Source organism: Streptomyces stoeckheimensis (genome assembly GCF_045822005.1).
In the GTDB taxonomy this organism is placed as follows: Bacteria; Actinomycetota; Actinomycetes; order Streptomycetales; family Streptomycetaceae; genus Streptomyces; species Streptomyces stoeckheimensis.
Genome location: NZ_CP169550.1, coordinates 1415092 through 1430296 on the forward strand (window position 1 = coordinate 1415092; position 15205 = coordinate 1430296).

Consider the following 15205-nt stretch of genomic DNA (forward strand, 5'->3'; position numbering starts at 1 on the left):
GCCCCGGGCCGACCCGCCCCGGGAACCGTCCTTGTCCGAAGTCCTCCCCCTCACCGTCAAATTCCCCACCCGGTCACGGCGCGGGATCCTGCTGGGCCTCTCCCTCCCGCAGCTCGTCCTCGTCTCCTCGACCCTGGCATTGCTGCTGGTGGCCGTACTGACCGTCGGCCTGATGGGCGCCGTCGCACTGGCCCCCGTCTGGATCACCACCGCCGTCCTGGTCGGGGTGCGCCGGGAAGGCCGGTCCCTGATCGACTGGGCGCCGCTGGTGGCCCGCTACGCCCACCGCCGCCGTACCGGCCAGACCATGTGGCGGGCCCGGCCCGTCTCCCGCCCCCAGGTCGAGGGACTGCTGCACCTGCCCGGCACCACCGCTTCCCTGCGCGTGGCCACCGCCGCCTCCGGCGCCTCCGCGATCCATGACCCCCACCGCCAGACCCTCACGGCCGTCGCCCGGGTCAGCTCCCGCGCCTTCGCACTTCTCGATCCGGCCACCCAGAACGCCAACGTGAGCGCCTGGGGCAGGGCGCTCGCCGGCATCGCCCGCACCGGGCACGTCGCCACCGTCCAGGTCCTGGAACGCACCGTGCCCGACTCCGGCGACAGCCTGGCCCGGCACTGGACCGAGCACGGCAACCCTCAGGCCCCCGTGGCCGGACACATCTACTCCGCGCTCGTCGACTCCGCCGGCCCCGCCGCCGCACCCCACGAGGCATACCTGGCCATCGCCCTGGACCTCAAGGCCGCCAAGCGCCTGATCGGCCAGGCAGGCGGAGGACTCCACGGCGCGTTCACCGTCATGGGGCAGACCACCGCGTCCGTCGCCCAGGCCGCCCGCGGCGCCGGACTCACCGTCACCGGCTGGCTCGGCTCCCGCGAGATCGCCGCCGTGCTGCGCACCGCGTACGACCCCGCCGCCACAGCCCGGCTGCAGCAGTGGTCCTCCACCGGCCGCGCCGAAGCAGACCCGGCCGCCGCCGGCCCTGTCGCCCAGGTCGAGGAGAACGACCGGGTCATCACCGACAGCGCCCGGCACGCGACGTACTGGATCGAGAACTGGCCGCGAACCGAGACGAGTTCGGGCTTCCTGCACAGCATCATGTTCAGCACCGGCGTCCGCCGCAGCTTCTCCCTGATATACGCGCCGCAGGGCATCGAGTCCGCCCTGCGGGACGTCCAGCGGCGCAAGTCCGCGATCATCTCGGACGCCTCCGAGCGCCGGCGCCGCGGCCAGGTCGAGTCCGAAGCCGACAACGTCGAGTACGCCGACGTCAAGACCCGCGAGAAGCAACTGATCTCCGGACACGCCGACGTCGCCCTGACCGGACTGCTCACCGTCTCCGCGGACACCGACCAGGCCCTGGACGCCGCCTGCGCCCAGCTGGAGACCGCCGCTGCCAGTGCCCAGGTCGACCTGCGGCGCCTGCTCTTCCAGCAGACCGACGCCTTCACCACCTGCGCCCTCCCCCTCGCCCGCAACACCCTCTAGCCCCATCCGCCCGCCGCCCCCGGCGTCCCCCTCCACGAGGAGCCCCTTGTCCCCTGACGAACACCCCGTCGGCGACGCCCACCCGTACCTCCGGGCGGCCACCGCCGGCCTTCGCCACCACACCCGCCTCCTCGCCACCCGTGCCAGTCAGCCAAGCGACCGACACCACCTCGACACCCTCCACGCCCACCTCACCGACCTGCACCGCCTCCTGGACCAGCTCGCCGAGCACACCCGGCCCGAACGACCCGCCTCGGGACGTCACCTGGCCACGGCCCACACCCGCCTGTGGCAGGCAGCCGACGCCGTCCACGCCGCCTTCCACCTGCTCCCCGCCGCGTCTGACGGCACCGGCTGCCACCCAGAGCGGCTCCCGGAAGGCCCGCCCGTGCTGACCATCTGCCAGCGGCACCTCGCCGCCTCCCACGTAGTGCGGCGCAAGACCACCCCCGCCGACCTCGCGTCCTGACCGCCACCACCCCGGAAGCGTCCTCTTGTCCCACCGCCGCGAAGCCAGCGCGACCCACCTGTTCACGCCACAAGGCATCGGCAGGGCCCAGCGCCGCGCCCTGCGCAAGCAGACCGCCCGCGCCGAGGCCCGTGCCCGCGCCGCCGCCGGCCCCAGCTCCGAGCAGCAGCCCGCCGAGGCCGACTACCCCGAGGCGGCCTACCCACCCGCCGGGCGGCCGGGCCCCTTCTCCGCCCGCGGCAGCCGCCTCAAGCTCCCCGCCCACCGCATGACCACCGCCGTCGCGAGCGCCGCCTACCCCTTCCTCGCCGAAGGCGGACTCGGCGCCGACGGCATCTACATCGGCAAAGACCTCCACGCGGAGGGCAGTTTCACGTTCGACCCCTTCGAGCTGTACGGAAAGGTCGAGGGCTTCACCAATCCCAACGTGCTGCTGGCCGGTGTGATCGGGCAGGGGAAGTCCGCGCTCGCCAAGAGCCTGGCCCTGCGCTCCGTCGCCTTCGGGTACCGGGTGTACGTCCCGTGCGACCCGAAGGGGGAATGGACGGCCGTCGCCCACGCCCTGGGCGGTGCGTCCATCGCCCTCGGGCCCGGGCTCCCCGGCAGGCTGAACCCGCTGGACGCGCCGCCCCGGCCCCCCTCGGTACCGGAGGCGGAGTGGCAGGGGGAGGTACGCAAGCGCCGCCTGCTGCTGCTCGGCTCCCTGGCACGTACGGTCCTCGGCCGCGACCTGCTGCCGATGGAGCACACCGTCCTGGACGTCGCGCTCGGCACCGCCGTCGCCCGGGCTGCCGCATCCGGCAGACCCCCTCTGCTCGGCGACGTCGCCCACGCCCTCGCCGACGGGCCGGGTCTCGACCTGGCCGGCGGTCTGCTCGCCGGGCGCCTCGGAGACGCAGCCCGCGACCTCGCCCACGCCATGCGCCGACTGGTCTTCGGTGACCTAGCCGGGATGTTCGACGCTCCCTCCACCACGGCGTTCGACCCGTACCGACCCATGCTGTCCATCGACCTCTCACGCCTGGGCGGCACCGACGACTCCGCCCTCGTGCTCGCCATGACCTGCGCCTCCGCCTGGATGGAGGCAGCCCTCACCGACCCGTACGGCGGCCGGAGATGGGTGGTTTACGACGAGGCGTGGCGATTGATGAGGCATCCGGCACTCCTGATGCGCATGCAGGCCCAGTGGAAGTTGAGCCGCGGCCTGGGCATCGCGAACTTGATGGTGATCCACCGGCTGTCCGACCTGCTCACCGCAGGCGACGCCGGCAGCCAGAGCCGGGCCCTGGCCGAGGGCCTGCTGGCCGACTGCTCCACCCGCGTGATCTACCGCCAGGAGACCGACCAGCTCGCAGCCGCCGCCGGACTCCTCGGTCTGACCAGCGTCGAATCCGGAGCGCTCTCCCACCTCACCCGTGGCCGTGGCCTGTGGAAGGTCGCGGGTCGAAGTTTCGTGGTTCAACACCAGTTGCACCCCGCTGAACTGCAGCTTTTCGACACAGACGCCCGCATGCATTGACCGCAGAAACGTTCAACCAACCCGGGAACCAATGCCCTCAGCACGCGCCGACCTGTCCCTGTTCGCCTCCGCGCTCGCCGCCCGTCTCCCCGGGCAGTGGACGAGCGAGTACCAGCAGCATCCCACCTACCCGGACCAGTTCGGCACCGTCGAACGGCTCTGGGACCGCGGTCACGTCGAGTACATCGTCAGCCAGTACGTCCTGGGCCACGAGGCCGTACTCCACGGTCCGGACGGCCAGCACCTCTACGTCAACGACAGGCCGCTGCGGCCCGGCCAGTTCGTCGTCGCCCCCCCTTTGCCCCGACGTCAAAGAACACCACTTCGTTGGGGTCGAGGAACCCAACGGGATCGCGGTCCCCAACGATCCCGTCCGGGCCGCCGCCCACATCGCCCGACGGCTGCTGCCCCGCTACGAGATCGCTCGTCACGCGGTACGCCGCAGCCTCATCGACCGGCCCGAACCCCCGCACCGCAAGGCCCCGCCGCAGGTCGACCAGACCCTCACCCTGACCTGGTACGAGGACGGGGCGCTCGGGACGCCGTACAAGGACGTCCCGGAGGAAGCCAGGGAAGCGCTGTACGTCCACGGATTCCAGTACGTGCCCCACCAGGCCGCGTTCCTCCTCCCCGCCTCCTACGGCGAGGCCGGCCGCGCCGTACGGATCCAGGCCGTCGCACTCCGGCTCGCCGCGCACGGGATCGGCGTGAACCTGCGCCACGCCACGCCTACCGCCACGCTCCCGCCTCGCCCACCGGCCGTGGCCCTGCCTGTACCCGCTCTGCCCGCAGCCCCGGCCGCCCGCACCCGCTGACCACCTGCACGAAGGAACCGCTATCAGCACCCGCAGCTTCATCGCCCGCCCCACCGGTACCGGCTACGAGGGCATCTACTGCCATTACGACGGCTACCCCGACAACCAGCTACCGCTCCTGCTCGGCGCCGCCCGCTACCGCTTCGGCGGTGACCTCGACGCTCTGCGCCGGCACCTCATCGATGGCCCCAACGACTGGAAGGACCTCGGCATGGACCTCCTGGACAGGGCCCCCGACAACGTCCGGGAGCGCCTCGACCCCCACGGCGACCGCGGCCCGAGCGCACCCTTCGACAACGTGTTCAACGTTGACGGCACCCCCGCGAAGCCGATCCCGGTCACCGACGCCAACGCCGATGCCATGGGCCTGGAATGGGGCTACGTCCTGCACGACCACGGCATCGAGGTCATCGCCCTGACCTGGTACGACAGCGGCCCCATCGTGTCCTGGGACACCGACCCCCTCTCCCGGATCTCCGGCACCCCCTCCCTGTGGGACTCGAACCGGCCCGCGCCCATCCAGGCCCCCGCCACCCCACTGAAGATCACCAAGCCGGTCGCCCCGGCACCCGCACCCGCCCGACCGCGGATCACCCGCTGAACGCCCCGCCCATGGACCGCACCCCGGAGATGTCCCTGTCCGCCCCGCAGGTCACCGTCGTCATCGCCACCCAGCTCCGCCCCGAACGCCTGCCCTACCTGCAGGAGATGCACGCCAGCCTCACCCGGCAGACAGTGCCCTGGGAGGCAGTCCTCGTCCTCGACGGCGCCGACCCCGCCCTCGTGCCTGCCCCGATCACCGCCGACCCCCGGATCCGGACCCTCGCCCTGCCCCGCCCGGTCGGCGCCGCCTGCGCCCGCAACCTCGGCCTGAACGAGGTGCGCACCGAGTTCGTGAACTGGGCCGACGACGATGACGTCTTCCCCGACTGGAGCCTGGGCATACGTCTGGAGACCTTCACCGACGAGCTCGGGTGGGTCGCCGGATACAGCGAGGACTGGCTGCCGGACGGCTCCCAGCGCCTGTGGGAATGCCCGGCCCCGCCCGGCTATCACGCCGCCGGCGACGTGGTGACGTACTGGCCCCGGCCGCAGGACACCATCCCCGTCGGGCCGACGACTATCCTGGCCCGCACCCGCCTCGTGCGCGCGGCGGGCGGCATGGGCGGACTCGTCCAGGGCGAGGACTACATGGCAGCCGTCGGCGTCACCGCGCTGGGCCCCGGCGTGCTGCTCCCGCTGCCCGTCTACCGGTACCGCAAGCACGACGGTCAGATGACCCGCGGTGAGCAGTACGAGGAGCTGGAGCTGGCCGCCCGCCGCCATGCCCACGCGTTCGGGCACGGCCTGCGCAACGCCCTCGCCAGCCGGGCGTGAGCATGGACGACCGCACGACGCCCCGCCCCAGGGGCCTGGCACAGATCATCCTCGCCCTCAGCCCGGCCGACGGCTTGGTCGCCGTCCCCGTGGGCGAGCAGTACCGGTGGGCCAACACCGCTCTTCAGCTCACGCCCGGATTCGAGCGGCGCCCCGACGGCACGTACGCCCTGCGCGACGTGGACAGCGCAAAGCCCAACCTGCTTGCTCTCGCGGAGAACGCGCGCCGACACCGCGTGCTCCTCTTCGGCGGCGCCCGCCCGTACCTGGGCGACTACGCCACCGCGCTGGCCGACGGCCTGCCCGGGACGTGGACGGTGAAGGTCGAGGTCTACGCCCACCCGGTGTGGCAGGAAGACCTCGTCCCGCTCCTGTGGGACGCGGGCGAACTCATCGATTCGGTGGAACACGGCCGCATCCCGTACGCCGCCCAACTTGCAAACGGCGCAGGCATCGAACTCCTCCTGGTCGAACGGCTCGGCAGCGCCCACGAGTACCTGCTCGGCGCCTTCGCGAGCGCCTCCTTCGACGACAACTACGCCGACCCGCACGCCCCCCGCTCAGTCGTGCTGCCCTCCGAAGCGGCCCACGCCGCCGGCCTGGTCACCGGCACATTCCTGCCCGAGTACGAGCAGGCCGTCCACGAACGGCTGCTGGTTGCCGTCGAAGCGGCGCACGGCAGGCTCGAGGAACTCCATGTGGAGTGGACTTCAATCCAGCAGTCCAGCCTCTACAGCGACGGCACCCGCCTGGACCCGGCCGCGCTCGGACACACCGAGCAGCAGTACCTCGAAGAGAGCTCCGTGGAGTGGCGCCGCGTGCGCCCCCACGCCGCTGAACTCCTCTCCCGTGTGCGCCCCGTGTCGGGCTCCGAGGACTCCGCCTCCCTGGACCGCCTCCACCAGCTCCTTCAACCGGACGCGGCGGAACCCTCGTGGCCGGCGGCACCGTCCTCGCCTGCCGCCCTGCCGCCAGGCACAGCCGAGACCCTCCGCCGGTGGCGCACCGACGCGCCGGCCCTGCTGCGGCAGGCCCGCGCCACCCGACCCGGCGGCCCTGCGACCACGGTCCGGCCTGCACTTCCCGCTGCAGCCAAGGCCGCGCCCTCCGTCCCTGGACGAGCGCCCCGCAGCCGATGACCTCCCCCGACCATCAGGACGCCCCCCATGCAACCGCACTTCCATTTCGGGCTGCACGCCGAGCACGGTGTGGTCGCCCGTCCCACCACAGCCATCAATTCCCACCTCGCGGCCTGGTACCTGGAGCGCGAGCAGTTCGAACCAGTACCGGGCCGAGCGGATCTGTTCCGGCTGACCCAGCCCGATCACGACCTGCGGCGCCGCGCCCGGCAGACCGTCCATGACCTCCGCCGACATGGGTTCACCGTGCATGCGGACCTCTCCCTCGATCCAGCCGAAACGGCCCCAGCGAACGCCCCGGTCCGAGCGAACTCCGCGGCCGAACGGCTGGCTCGCATCGCCCGGGCCGCCGCCGCCCGACCTCCGCAGCACCGCGTAAGCACCCCCCAGGTTGCCTCCGTGCCCGTACCCACCCTCGGCGCCCACTCCTCGACTGCCAGACGAACCCGGTGACCACGACGGGCCCCTCCCCGGCCTGACAGCCACACCGCACCGACACAACCCCTACCCCGACCCAAGGACACCTGCCCTGCCGCCGACCGCCACCATCACCCTCCACCGCACCACTGCCGGCACCCTGACCGGCCACGCATCCGGAGCGCGTCACCAGTGGGCCGAGACCTGCCTGACCCTCGCCGGATTCACCGCGGACCAGTACGGAATCCACCAACTGCCCCTGGACGATCACAGCCAGGCCCGCGAGGCACTGCACCAGCTGCGTCAGAGCGCGCAAGACCTCGACGTCGCCGTCATCCTCAGCGAGCGGCCCTTCCTCGGCGATGTCGCTGACCGCATCGCCCACGCCCTGCCCGGGCGGTGGACGGTGATGGTGACCGCGCATCCGGAACGCCACGCACAGCAGGGCCTGCTGGAGTCGGTATGGGCCTCTGGCCCTTCGGGGGGAGCGCTTCACAAGGCCCTGGAGACCAGCCATCCGTCGGTCTCCGCCCATCTGCGGCACGACCGCGACGGCGACTGGCTCGTCCTCGTCCACGACGCGTGGCACGCCCACTACGTGGTCGGCGCCATGCTCCCCGGCCCGGACGAACTCGACACGGTCGCCTCCGAGGGGCCCGCCTGCGTCACCGCGCCCACCATCGAAGCGATTGCCGCTGCCGTACGGGACCGGTTGCTGCCGGACTACTCCGCCGCACTCCTGCGCGGTCAGCTCGCCGAGGCCGAAGAAGACCTGCGCTGGGCCCAGGAATCCTATGAACCCGGCGAGATCCTTGAACCATTCGATCCCGCTCTGGCCGGGGCGCTCGCCAGGTTCCTCAACCAGGTCCCTCGTCTCATCGCTCACGTGCGCCGGCCCCAGGCTCTGCAGCTGTCTCCACACGAGACGGCGTTCCTCGACTCCTTCGAGGCAACTCTGGAGTCTGACGGGCAGGACGGGACGGTCGCGATGTCGCTCTGGCTCACCGAGGGGGACCAGCTAATCGATCTCGCCCGGAACCCCGACCGGCCCCGGCTCGCACCGCCACCGGCCACCCGCCGCGTGCCGGGACCGGCGCCCGTACTGAGCGCAGCACGCTCCCGCTGACCAGGCTGCCCGCCCTCCGGGCGTGAGTCCGACCCGCTGGCCGTCGCGGGCGCCGAGTGCCCCCCGGCTTCCCGGGCGCCTCGCCATACCGCTGTGCGACCGGCTCACGCGACCGGTCCAGCCCTCCACCCCTTCTGTTGCAAGGAGTTCTCCGTGGCCATTGCTGGTAATCCCGGCTATCAGAACTTGCGGAATGCCAGCCCGAGCGACCGCCGAGGGGAGCTCTGCGAGACAGACACAGACGGAAACGTTCAACCGCTCTTCCGCCCGTGCCATCGGCTCAAGACACGCGAGGACTTCGGGGCCGCTGGTCCGCCGTTCTAGCGGCTAGGCAGAGGGGGAATGAGAGTGGATCGCTGCCCCCTCCTCGTCCACGACCGGGGCGCCCCACGCGGCGTGCCCATCGCCAACGAGGAGTTCGGTCGTTCGCTGGTCGAGCCCGGGGGCCCAACGGCTCCCGTCGTCTGCCACCTGGGCAGCGCCAGTCATGGACAGGGCCGCCCCCGCGAGGGTGGCCGCTACAAGTACACGCTTCATGTTGTTCATGGCCTACCAACGATCTTCGGGTGGCCCGGTCACAACGAAGGCCCTCCGCGACCAGGGCGCGAAGGGGCGAGAGCGCGCTCCGCCTGTGGGGCTACCTGGTCAGGCTGATGGGCTTGCAGTCGGGGGTGGCGCACGCAAGGTCGTTCTGGTCGTCGGGGAGCAGGCGGCTGGTGATTCGCTTGACCGCGGGGCGGGCTTCGTACTCGGCGATAGTGTTTCCGTCACCGTCGACGACCGTGATGACGGAGGGGACGACGGTTCCGCCGGTGAGTACGAGGGTGGGTCGTGCCCCCTTGTACCGCACGCTGAACATGCCCCTGTCTTCTGCCTTGACGTCAGCCACCGCGACCTCAGTCAGGCCGCTCTCGCTCTCCGGCCGGATCTCAGTCACCGGGATCGAGCCCAGCTCCGGCAGCGCAGGGCCGTCTCCGCTTCCCTGAATCGCACCCAAGTCAGTTACTTCGGGGGTTGCTTGCTCGTCAGACATGTCTCAGTGCCCTTCCCTGGCCGACCCCTTGCCGCCCTGGTCAGAGCGTCGCAGGACAGAGCGTCACCGATCAACGACTCTCGGCGGAACGGCTGGATCTCGATAAGGCGGCCTGAAGGCGCTGCCCCGTATGGGCCTTGCGAAAGCCCCCACCACGAGGTGAGGGCGCCAGCCGTCGGACGCAGCTTCGCCCCGGCACAGCGTCGGCGCACGTACCGGGGCGGCGGCTGCTAAGTGCTAGCGCTGGGTGATGTCGACCGTTTCGCGCTGCCCAATCTCGTCTTGATCCACCGGACGAAGCCCTCGGGTCTGGACGACCAGGCCCTCTTGCGCCGGGGCAGGACCCGCGGCGGCCGTCGTGCCGCCGGACACCAGCGCAAAGGCACGGGCGAGGGCTTCGAGCCCCTGGGACGCTTGTCCGGCCCGCTGGTCGGCAAGGAACGCAGCTTCCCTACCGATGGCCTCCACGAGCCGTTCACGCGCTACGGCGACGGTGGGTGACTCCTGTGCGTCTGCCATGTCTCTAGTTCCTTCCTGGCCGACACCTTGCCGCCCTGGTCAGAGCGTCGCAGGACGGAACGTCACCGGAAATCGAGTCTCAGCGGAACGACCGGTAATCGACCCGGTGGCGCGAAAGTCACCGTCAGTGCCGATGTAGTAGCCGTTCGCCAACCGATAGTCCGTGAAGCTCGTGGATCCAGACGCTACAGAGCTGACGCGCCGAGCTCCCTTACGTCCATGCAAATCCTTACCCCCCACGAAGCCCCACGGCTTCGCCGTACACCTCATCCCGCAACACCCCTAATAGAAGGAGCACCCCTTTGGGAGTCCCCACGTCCTTTGAGATCGTCCACAGCTGTGGACACACCAACACCCATGACCTGTCGAGCCGTTCGGCGGACCAGCGCGCTGGATACGCCCGCTGGCTCGCCGCCCGGCAGTGCACCGACTGCTGGCGGGCCGATCACCAGGCAGATGCCGCCAGCACGGCCGAGTGGCTGGCCGCCAAGCGCGCCGAAGAACAGACCGCCGCTGCGGACTGGGCAACCCAGTTCGACATGCCGCCCCTGGAGGGACCCGAAAAGATCCTGGGCTGGGGCGAGCGCACCCGCCACCAGCTGGTGACCCGCGCCTACACCGCGCTGGTCACCGAAGGGACCTGGGACGAAGCCGACTGGGCCCAGTTGGAGGAGCAGGTCCGGCTGCTGACGAGAGCCGGGTGGTGGGTCGACCAGCGCGAGGCCGAGGGGACCGATCTGCCTGAGCTGCTGGAGGCCGCCGACGACCGCGACCGGCCCACGGAGAACCCGTTCCGGTAGGCCGGGCGGCGCGCAATATAGCCGCCGATCCCCGGTTTCGGAAACCGGGGATTCTCCGGACCCTTTGTCTTCCACCGCCGCCCAGCGTCTTCGTGGAAGGACCTCCGTGCCCGAGACCCGCCCCGTGTACCTCCCGCCCGACCCGCTCACCCCCGACCGGGACATCACCCACCAGCACTTCCGCCCCGGCGAGCACGTCGTGGTCCTCAAGGGCGCCGCCGGCGGAGAGCTGTGGGGCGACGCGATGAAGGTCGTGGCCCCCTCCTGGCATACCCCGACCGACGAGAACGGATGGCGGCTGCTCGACCCCAATGGCGGCGACCGGTCCTACGTCACCGCCCACCCGCGCTACCTGGTGCACCTGTCCAAGCGATGCCCGGAGTGCCTGATGCACCAGAAGGCGCTGCGGGAGTACCTCGTCAAGCGCCTCGGGAATGCCGAGGAGGCCGTGGACTGCAACTGGTACTCCCTGACCGCCGTCAATCAGCTCGTCCACGTCGCCGACGCCCGCCCCGGCCGGTAAACACCGCCGTCCTGCCACTGCGCGAAGCCGCCGGCCCGCAGCCACCCCTCGAAAGCCCGACCGTGAGCGAGACCATGATCATTGCAGTCCACTCCCGTGACGTAACCGCCGACGAAGCCCTTGCCGAGGCGCTCGGCCGCGAGATCAGCATGGCCGAGGGCCTGACCACCGAGCCCGGCGGCACGGTGGTGGCCCACTGGAACCGGCTGGACCACTACACCGACGACGACCGGATATGGGAGTCGGCGACGTGGGCCGACCATCTCGCCGACCCGTCGCTGGAGCACCCACTCGCCTCCGGGCCCGACGGCGACCGGCGCGCGATGCTCCACATCACCGCACACCTGCATCCGCTGGACCGGGAGTTGAACCACGCCGAGTGGTCCGAGATCGGCTATCGGATCGCTCGTGTCGCCGGAATCGCGCCACCCGGCGACGACGCGGCATGCCGGTGGATCGCCGTCCAGGGCCAGCCCTGCCGCCTGGACGTGATCGCCAACCTGATCCGTGCCGACGGCACTTGGAGTGCCCCTCCCCACCGGCTCCTGCAGGCCCTGGTCGCCGAGGCGCGGAACATCGCGGCCGACCTCCTTCTGCACTCCATCCCCCAGCAGCGTTCCGGCCCCCAGGACCCGTCGGCCGGTCCGGCGGTCACCGTCTCCCCGCGGGTGCCAACCGCGACCGGCCCGCTCGCGGGAATCCTGCGACAGCTCGCCGCCGAGCAGTCCGGCCCGATCGCCGCCGTGCGCCAGCTCGTGGAGGAGGTCGGTCGGCAGGCCGCCGCGCTGCCCGACAACCAAACGGACGCCGCCGCACGGGACTTGTTCTGGGCAGCCCGCCGCCTGTACGGGCTGCAGGAGCAGCTGGGCGAGATCACCTCGCGCCTCCAGCCTCCCGCGCCTCCGGCCCCCGTTGCGCCGACACTGCCCGTGCAGGCAGCCACCTCGGCCCGTGCGATGGCCCGGTGAACGAGCCTGCCGCCCCGCGCAAGGCGCCGCCCATCACAGTCACCAGGGACGCGGACACCGGACGGATCACCGCCCACGGCGGTGACGGGCTGGCCCACGGCATCCTGGAACGCACGTTCTTCCTGCGTGAGGTCCGCAGGGTCACCTGGCACCGGATGTCGCCGACCGTCGAGCCGGCGGATCAGGCGGCCGTGGCCAAGCTCGCCGTCGCCCGGCTCCAGGCCGCCGGATACCGGGTACAGGCCGACCCGCAGTTCGCGACCTCGACGACCGACCCCCGCTACGTGACGACGGGCCGGTCGATCGCGAACCTCGCAGAGTCCATCCGCGAGGCGGCCGGCCCGGCCGAGGTGTCCGACCGGCTGGAGGAGGTGACCGCCGCGCACGACGGCATCCTCGCCTCTCTGGGGCAGCTTCTCCACTCCCTTGCCTCCGTCTACGACGGCCTCGGCGGACCTGCGGACCGGCACGTCGCGGCCCGGATGCGCTACCTGGCCGAGCACCGGCTCGGTCCCATCGCCGCCGACCTGCTGCACACCCGCGCCGAACTCGCCGACCGCACCACGGCCCCGGCCCGGCCTGGCTCAGCCCTCCCCGCTGCCGCCCCGCCAGCCATACCCGCCTCTACCGCCTCCGGACGGACCCGATGACCCCCGCCCCAAGTTCGAGGAGCCCATGCCCGCCCCCCATACCCTGCCTGCCGACGACAGCCGCGACGTCGAATCGTTCGCCACCGTCCTCTCCGAGGAACTCCCCGGCCACTGGACCATCCAGTGCCACCAGCACGCCCGGCACGAGGAGCAGTTCACTCACGCCGAGAACGTATGGGACCTCAACGAGGTAGCAGCCGCGCTCGCCGAGTACGCCCTGGGCGCCGACGCCCACCTCGTCCGCGACGACGGCATGAGCCTGTACATCACCGTCCACCCCCGGCATGAGGAGGAGTTCCTCGTCGCCGCCATCGCTCCGGCCGGCGTCGCCCCCGAGGCGTACGCCGGGGTACGCGAGCCTGACGGGATCGCCGTGCCCGCCGACGCCGAGCGCGCCGCCCGCGCCGTCACGGCAGATCTACTGCCGCGCTACGACATCGCCCTGGCCCAGGTCCGGCACAACGCGATGAACCCCCCGCAGCCCGGGCCCGGTGCACAGCAGGAGCAGGTGGTGATGACCTGGCTTGAGGACGGTTCGCTCGCCGCAGTCACCACCACCCGTCCCTCAGCCGAGGTCCTTCTCGCTGAAGGGTTCGTCTGGGAGAGCGCAGCGAAGGCGTACGTGCTCGGCGGGGACGACACCCGGGCCCAGGCCCACGCCGTCCGGGCCGCCGGCGCCCGCCTCGCCCGCCTCGGCATCGCCACCGTGCTGCGCGCCGCCGCCCGCCGGGCCGCAGAGACCACGCTGCCCACGCCCCAGCCCGGTGCCCGGGCCACCGCCCGAACCCGGTGACCGTGCCCGACCCGCGCCAGACCAACCGCCCCCAGCCATCGGCTGACACTCCTGACGGTCGGCCCCGTGTCCCGCTGCTCACCGCGGCCCGCCGACCGGCGCTCGCCCGCTTCCTGCTGCGCCGCTACCTGCGCGCCGCCGTCGTCAAAGCCGCAGGCACCGACCGGCCCCGGCCCCCGATGTCACCGCCGCGCCACGTTGGCGCGGCGGCCGCCTCCATCCACCGCCACACCCGCTGACCGCCGTCGTGGGTAACGCACAGCACCCTGGACCACCCATGACCCCACCCGCCACCGCCGATGCCCTCACCGCCGGCATCACCCTGCAGCTCGACCAGCTATCCGAGCGGCTGTCCCAGGCCGGGCCGCAGCAGGCCGCCCAGATCCTCCGGCAGGTCCTGGATGCCGACAGCGGCGTCCTCGGCAGGCTGTCGGCCCTGGTCGCCACCGGTACCTACGTGACCAAGCACCATGCCCAGAGCGGCGTCTTCCCGGCGGAGATGTGGCTGGCTCTCGGGCGCACCGCCAACACGTTGTACGACCTCGCCCTCGACCTGGACGAACACCAGGAAGTCTTCGAGGAGATCGCCACGCGCCACCCCCTGACCACGTCGCCTCCGACAGCCACGCAGGCCACCGCCCTGGTGGCGCGCGGGAGGCACCGGTGAGCCGACAGCAGCAGTGGACCGGCTGGGGTCAGGCCCAACAAGCTGAGCAGCACTACCTGATCGAACCGCGCTACCTGGCCGGCGGCGGCGACCTGCGGCATGTCAGCGAGTTCCTGCGCGCTTCGGGCTGGAAGGACATCACCCGCAAGTCCGGCACGACACTCGCCTTCGACTCGCCCGACCAGATGGTGCGCGTCGCCTACCAGCCGCCTGGCGGCTGGCAGATCCACGGCGCCGCCCAGGGACATCAGCCGGCCTGGCAGGTCACCCTCACCCCGCAGACCCCGGTGGAGATCGTCGCGGGCCTGACCGACGCACTCACCAAGCCGCGCTCGGCACACGCCCCGAACGTGTGGGCGCCGCTCACCGAGAAGTCGTGGAGCATGCAACAGGACGACTACTTCGTAGCCCAGAGCCCCGACCGACACGCCGTCGTGCAGTACGTCAAAGCCGGCGGTGACGGCAGCCAGGACCACTGGTGGGTCGGCGCCCGCAACGAGCACGGGCCCGTGTGGAACGTGCAGGCCACCGCGAGCACCCCGCTGAACCTGATGCAGTCCCTGACCACGGCCCTGGCCGACCCGGAGCCGGTGATGCGCCCGCGCGGACACGTCCCGCTCAGCAACCGGATCCGCGTGACCTCCGTGTCCGTGCGCCCCGACCAGCTCGGCGCCTGGCAGCAGGCCCGCCTCTCCGCCGCCCGCGCCGCCACCTGGGGCCGCAACTGGGTCTCATCCCGTGCCCGGACCAGCAAGGCACCCGGCTATGCAAGAACCCGATGACAGGCCCGGTCCATCGTCGCCCCTCCTCGGCCGCGCCCTTGGGCAACATCTCACCCCGACCACCAGGCCCGGCCCGGCACCCGGCGCCTCCACCGCCCAGTCACGGCCTGACACCCCCG

18 protein-coding genes are annotated in these 15205 nt (G+C 71.7%); 16 read left to right on the forward strand and 2 right to left on the reverse strand.

Annotation, left to right across the window (positions count from 1 at the left end; all coding sequences use genetic code 11):
* Positions 1–31 precede the first annotated feature (31 nt).
* From ACE1OC_RS06630 to ACE1OC_RS06665, 8 genes are all read left to right on the forward strand, one after another.
* Positions 32–1489 carry an SCO6880 family protein gene (locus ACE1OC_RS06630; protein ID WP_327416358.1) on the forward strand — a complete coding sequence of 486 codons (1458 nt, stop codon included), beginning with the start codon at positions 32–34 and terminating at the stop codon, positions 1487–1489.
* A gap of 46 nt (positions 1490–1535) precedes the next feature.
* Positions 1536–1958 (forward strand): DUF6238 family protein, encoded by a 423-nt coding sequence (locus tag ACE1OC_RS06635; protein WP_407836186.1) that lies wholly within the window; start codon positions 1536–1538, stop codon positions 1956–1958.
* Between the two features lie 25 nt (positions 1959–1983).
* Positions 1984–3477 carry an ATP-binding protein gene (locus ACE1OC_RS06640; protein WP_407836187.1) on the forward strand — a complete coding sequence of 498 codons (1494 nt, stop codon included), beginning with the start codon at positions 1984–1986 and terminating at the stop codon, positions 3475–3477.
* Positions 3478–4079: 602 nt separating this feature from the next.
* The gene (locus ACE1OC_RS06645) at positions 4080–4292 is read left to right on the forward strand and encodes a hypothetical protein (protein ID WP_407836188.1); all 213 of its coding nucleotides are present in this window, start codon (positions 4080–4082) and stop codon (positions 4290–4292) included.
* 211 nt (positions 4293–4503) lie between these two features.
* Positions 4504–4893: a hypothetical protein gene (locus ACE1OC_RS06650; protein WP_407836189.1), complete on the forward strand. Its 390-nt coding sequence runs from the start codon at positions 4504–4506 to the stop codon at positions 4891–4893.
* Positions 4894–4904: 11 nt separating this feature from the next.
* A complete protein-coding gene (locus ACE1OC_RS06655; protein ID WP_407836190.1) occupies positions 4905–5669 on the forward strand; it encodes a glycosyltransferase family 2 protein in 765 nt (254 codons plus the stop codon).
* Positions 5670–5671: 2 nt separating this feature from the next.
* A complete protein-coding gene (locus ACE1OC_RS06660; protein WP_407836191.1) occupies positions 5672–6808 on the forward strand; it encodes a hypothetical protein in 1137 nt (378 codons plus the stop codon).
* Positions 6809–7199: 391 nt separating this feature from the next.
* The gene (locus tag ACE1OC_RS06665) at positions 7200–8351 is read left to right on the forward strand and encodes a hypothetical protein (RefSeq protein ID WP_407836192.1); all 1152 of its coding nucleotides are present in this window, start codon (positions 7200–7202) and stop codon (positions 8349–8351) included.
* Positions 8352–8988: 637 nt separating this feature from the next.
* Here the strand turns inward: ACE1OC_RS06665 and ACE1OC_RS06670 are convergent.
* Both ACE1OC_RS06670 and ACE1OC_RS06675 read right to left on the reverse strand, forming a co-directional pair.
* Positions 8989–9210, reverse strand: a complete 222-nt coding sequence (locus ACE1OC_RS06670) for a hypothetical protein (RefSeq protein ID WP_327280632.1) — start codon at positions 9208–9210, stop codon at positions 8989–8991.
* Positions 9211–9621: 411 nt separating this feature from the next.
* A complete protein-coding gene (locus tag ACE1OC_RS06675) occupies positions 9622–9903 on the reverse strand; it encodes a hypothetical protein (RefSeq protein ID WP_407836193.1) in 282 nt (93 codons plus the stop codon).
* Between the two features lie 302 nt (positions 9904–10205).
* On the opposite strand from ACE1OC_RS06675, the gene ACE1OC_RS06680 reads away from it, so the two are divergent.
* The 8 genes from ACE1OC_RS06680 (at position 10206) to ACE1OC_RS06715 (ending at position 15086) form a co-directional block, all read left to right on the forward strand.
* Positions 10206–10703, forward strand: coding sequence for a hypothetical protein (locus ACE1OC_RS06680; protein WP_407836194.1), 498 nt, complete (start codon positions 10206–10208; stop codon positions 10701–10703).
* A gap of 106 nt (positions 10704–10809) precedes the next feature.
* Positions 10810–11226 carry a hypothetical protein gene (locus ACE1OC_RS06685; protein WP_266578716.1) on the forward strand — a complete coding sequence of 139 codons (417 nt, stop codon included), beginning with the start codon at positions 10810–10812 and terminating at the stop codon, positions 11224–11226.
* Between the two features lie 74 nt (positions 11227–11300).
* Entirely contained in the window at positions 11301–12194 is an 894-nt protein-coding gene (locus ACE1OC_RS06690; protein ID WP_407836195.1) for a hypothetical protein, read from the forward strand.
* On the forward strand, positions 12191–12844 hold the full coding sequence (locus tag ACE1OC_RS06695) for a hypothetical protein (RefSeq protein WP_407836196.1): 654 nt from the start codon (positions 12191–12193) through the stop codon (positions 12842–12844). Before ACE1OC_RS06690 ends, ACE1OC_RS06695 begins: the two co-directional genes overlap by 4 nt.
* A gap of 25 nt (positions 12845–12869) precedes the next feature.
* Complete coding sequence (locus ACE1OC_RS06700) at positions 12870–13637, forward strand: hypothetical protein (RefSeq protein ID WP_407836197.1); 768 nt, start codon at positions 12870–12872, stop codon at positions 13635–13637.
* A gap of 2 nt (positions 13638–13639) precedes the next feature.
* A complete protein-coding gene (locus ACE1OC_RS06705; RefSeq protein ID WP_407836198.1) occupies positions 13640–13876 on the forward strand; it encodes a hypothetical protein in 237 nt (78 codons plus the stop codon).
* Positions 13877–13914: 38 nt separating this feature from the next.
* On the forward strand, positions 13915–14304 hold the full coding sequence (locus ACE1OC_RS06710; protein WP_407836199.1) for a hypothetical protein: 390 nt from the start codon (positions 13915–13917) through the stop codon (positions 14302–14304).
* Entirely contained in the window at positions 14301–15086 is a 786-nt protein-coding gene (locus ACE1OC_RS06715) for a DUF317 domain-containing protein (RefSeq protein ID WP_328967573.1), read from the forward strand. Before ACE1OC_RS06710 ends, ACE1OC_RS06715 begins: the two co-directional genes overlap by 4 nt.
* Positions 15087–15205 lie beyond the last annotated feature (119 nt).

What these genes read in the sequence shown, in the direction of transcription:
- ACE1OC_RS06675 (WP_407836193.1), bottom strand. Translation starts at nt 9,903, where the DNA reads ATGGCAGACGCACAGGAGTCACCCACCGTCGCCGTAGCGCGTGAACGG.
- ACE1OC_RS06660 (WP_407836191.1), top strand. Translation starts at nt 5,672, where the DNA reads ATGGACGACCGCACGACGCCCCGCCCCAGGGGCCTGGCACAGATCATC.
- ACE1OC_RS06710 (WP_407836199.1), top strand. Translation starts at nt 13,915, where the DNA reads ATGACCCCACCCGCCACCGCCGATGCCCTCACCGCCGGCATCACCCTG.
- ACE1OC_RS06655 (WP_407836190.1), top strand. Translation starts at nt 4,905, where the DNA reads ATGGACCGCACCCCGGAGATGTCCCTGTCCGCCCCGCAGGTCACCGTC.
- ACE1OC_RS06700 (WP_407836197.1), top strand. Translation starts at nt 12,870, where the DNA reads ATGCCCGCCCCCCATACCCTGCCTGCCGACGACAGCCGCGACGTCGAA.
- ACE1OC_RS06650 (WP_407836189.1), top strand. Translation starts at nt 4,504, where the DNA reads ATGGACCTCCTGGACAGGGCCCCCGACAACGTCCGGGAGCGCCTCGAC.
- ACE1OC_RS06670 (WP_327280632.1), bottom strand. Translation starts at nt 9,210, where the DNA reads ATGTTCAGCGTGCGGTACAAGGGGGCACGACCCACCCTCGTACTCACC.
- ACE1OC_RS06690 (WP_407836195.1), top strand. Translation starts at nt 11,301, where the DNA reads ATGATCATTGCAGTCCACTCCCGTGACGTAACCGCCGACGAAGCCCTT.